3 protein-coding genes and 1 pseudogene are annotated in these 2,913 nt (G+C 63.7%); all 4 read right to left on the bottom strand.

Translation table 11 applies throughout. From position 1 onward, the window contains the following. Positions 1 to 1,210, bottom strand: a pseudogene (locus AB4Y99_RS27370) (methylase); the annotation flags it as partial. Between the two features lie 158 nt (positions 1,211 to 1,368). After that, entirely contained in the window at positions 1,369 to 2,010 is a 642-nt protein-coding gene (locus AB4Y99_RS27365; protein WP_441525560.1) for an antitoxin of toxin-antitoxin stability system, read from the bottom strand. Further along, the gene (locus AB4Y99_RS27360) at positions 2,003 to 2,419 is read right to left on the bottom strand and encodes a hypothetical protein (RefSeq protein ID WP_441525559.1); all 417 of its coding nucleotides are present in this window, start codon (positions 2,417 to 2,419) and stop codon (positions 2,003 to 2,005) included. The genes AB4Y99_RS27365 and AB4Y99_RS27360 overlap by 8 nt, the downstream gene beginning before the upstream one ends. Positions 2,420 to 2,586: 167 nt before the next feature. Further along, positions 2,587 to 2,913: hypothetical protein (locus AB4Y99_RS27355; RefSeq protein ID WP_441525558.1), on the bottom strand; the 327-nt coding region annotated here is incomplete at its 5' end.

Below are 2,913 nucleotides of genomic sequence, written 5' to 3'. Positions count from 1 at the left end.
GTGACAAGTTTGGCGGGAAGCCGCGGCCGATAACTTGGCTTCGGCGGCGCGACCGAAGACATGGCTGCCGATTGCACGAGCTTGGTCGGATGGGCCGTAGAGCCGGGAATACGGATCGCCTGCAATCCGTATTCTTCATAGATCGCATCGGTGATCCGGCCGTCCTCGGCGGGCGTCCAGTCCACCGTCTCATAGGCGAGTTCGACTCCGTCGGGTTCGGTGACGGTGCGGGTGGGAGAAGAGGCGGCGGCACGGTTCAGATAGCCGCGAACGGTTCGCGGTGCGGCCGTGGGTGCAGCGGCGGGAACCGAGATCGCGGCATTGACCGGCAAACGTGCCGGGACGTGCTCGCCGATCCAGCCTATCAGCGTTGCGACATCGGGCGCGATCCCCGGCGATGCCGGAAACGCGGCCGGATCGTCGGCGGGCAGTTTGTCGATGACGGTCAGCCGCGTGTCGATGGTCGTGCCATGCTTGGCATAGACCGAGCCGTCGATGGACGCGGTGAACACCACGCGGCCATGTTCCTGAAGCCGGACGAAGGCATCACGCCAGGTCGGCGTATCCGGTGCGAAGCTCGATCCGGTGATCGTCACCAGCCGCCCGCCATCGGCCAGACGCGCCAGCGCCGAGGCGACATGGCGATAGGCGGCGTCCGCCATCCGGCCGGAGACATTGGCCATCACCGAGAACGGAGGGTTCATCAGCACCACGGTCGGCACAAGAGCCGGGTCAAGATGGTCGTGGATCTGCGCCGCGTCGAAGCGGGTGACGGGAATGGCCGGAAAGAGGTGGAAGAGAAGATCGGCGCGGGTTTCCGCCAGCTCGTTGAGCACAAGCGATCCACCGACGATCTCGGCCAGGATGGCGAGCAGGCCGGTGCCTGCCGAGGGTTCGAGAACCCGGTCGGCGGGCGTGATGGCGCCTGAGAACCGGCTTTGCGGAAAAGCGCCTTTCCGTATTTGCGCAGGAACAGGATGGTCGCCGCTTCGCAGGCTTCATAGGCGGTTTTCCAATCCCAGGCGCCGGTGGCGTCGGATGCGCCGAAGGCGGTTTCCATCGCGCCGCGCAGGGTGGCGGCATCGACGCGATGACCGCGTTCGAGATGGGGAAGGAGGAGAAACGCTGCCTGGTGGATAGCGAAGGCTGTGTCGACGACAGAGACCATCGGTGCAGCCGGAACGGTCGCGGCGGTGGAAGCATATGTCATGGAAGGAACCTCGGAGAGCGGGAACGGATCGAGCCGCGCAGCGCTCTCTCTCGACCGCACTGGCTCAAACCCGTCCCGGCCTTCCTCTTCCTCTCAAATGCTCGGCCATGGCCGACATGGAAAAAGCGCCCGGCCGTGAGGCGGGGCGCTTGTCTGGATCAACCGAAGCGACGACCAGATGCTGTGAAGGTGTATTCGTTCGCCGTGATAGTGTCGTCGACGACGGCATCCGAGGATTGGTACTCGTATTCGCGTTCGAGCTGCCGGTAGAGCCAGCGGGCCAGATCGCGCAGCGCCTCGGTCACGGCCTCCTCGGCATCTGCGGTTATGTCCTGCCAGGTCGGACTATCGCGCTCCACCGAGATTGACATGCGATACTCGTGGTAATAGGGACCGCGATGGGTGGCCTCGGCGTGAAGCTGGTAGAAATTCCGCCGCTGAATCGCCTGCAATGTACTGGCGATATGATGCAGTTCTTCGTCCTGCGGTGCGTGCGACCTGATCTTGCGAAGTGCATCCTTCTCGTAGGAATAGAATGCCTCGAAACAGGCGCCATCGCCCTGGCTCCAGAATCCCCGGAACCCGATGCAAGGTTTCTGACGTGTTCCGCCGCCATAGAGCCGCACAGGGCGGGTCTTCAGCCGGATGCCGAGAATGGCGCAAATCGCCTCGAAATCCTCGAAGACGAATTCGTGCCAGTCGTCGCTGGACGCCTCCCGATACCAGGCGCGGGCCTTGTCCTTCGCCGTGTCGGAAAGCTCGGAGAGGCGATAGACGGTGGTTTCGATGATCTCAGGCATCGGGATCGCCTCCGTCGAGCACGTCGGTGAGCCAGCCGTCGGTATATGTCCAGGCGATTGTTTCGCCGGTGCTGAGATCGAGGGCATGTGCCCCACCGCCGAAGGCGTTGACGCGGGCCGTCGAGCAGGTGTTGGCGTATTGAAAGCCCCAGCGGCCGGTCAGTTCGAATTCCYTCGCGCAGATTTTGACGAACTGGATCAATCGCTCGGGATCGCCGGTCTCGTCATCGCGCATCCAGAGCTGGGTGCCGCCATGCTCGGGCTGGATCGACAGCAGGAAGCCCTCCGAAGGCGGGTCTTCCGATGCGCCGTCCTCGGACAGGCGATTGTAGAGGTCGAGTGCTCGGGCGGCATTGTCGGGTATGCCGACATCGAGCAAGCACGAGAAATGGGTGAAGTAGTTGGCCATGGAGTGTTACTCCAGAGAGCAGGAACGGGCCGAACCGGCGGACACTCTCTCTCAACCCGACCGGCTCAAACCCGTCCCGGCCTTCCTCTTCCTCTGGATGCGGAAGACGAAAAAAGCCCGGCGCTCTTGCGAGGCCGGGCTGTATTTGCTGATCCGCAAGTGGCCGACTACGCCGCCGCCCGGCCTTCGACGACATCTGCGCCAACCTCATCGGCGGTCACGTCCTCGAGCCGTGCCGAACTGTAGCGGTTCTTCGCCAGCCACAGCTCGGCGGCTTCGCGGCTTTCGGCCAGGTGCAGCAGCTCGCTGTTGCCGCCGAAATCCTGAAGCACCCGCACCATGCCAATGGCGGGCCGCTCGGCGATCTCGAAGGTCAGATCGCTATCGACCGAATGAGTGCGCATGATGGTCACGAGGATGACGCCGCCGCTGGCGAAATTTCCCTCATGCAGGGTGATCGATGCCGGTGAGCAATAGGTCGGGCGCTCGCGGGC

Source organism: Allobosea sp. TAB14 (assembly GCF_052113865.1).
Classification (GTDB): Bacteria; Pseudomonadota; Alphaproteobacteria; order Rhizobiales; family Beijerinckiaceae; genus Allobosea; species Allobosea spartocytisi.
This window is presented reverse-complemented; position numbering and strand designations above follow the sequence as displayed.

Excerpts from the sequence above, each read along its gene's own strand:
- AB4Y99_RS27365 (WP_441525560.1), bottom strand. The coding sequence starts at position 2,010 with ATGCCTGAGATCATCGAAACCACCGTCTATCGCCTCTCCGAGCTTTCC.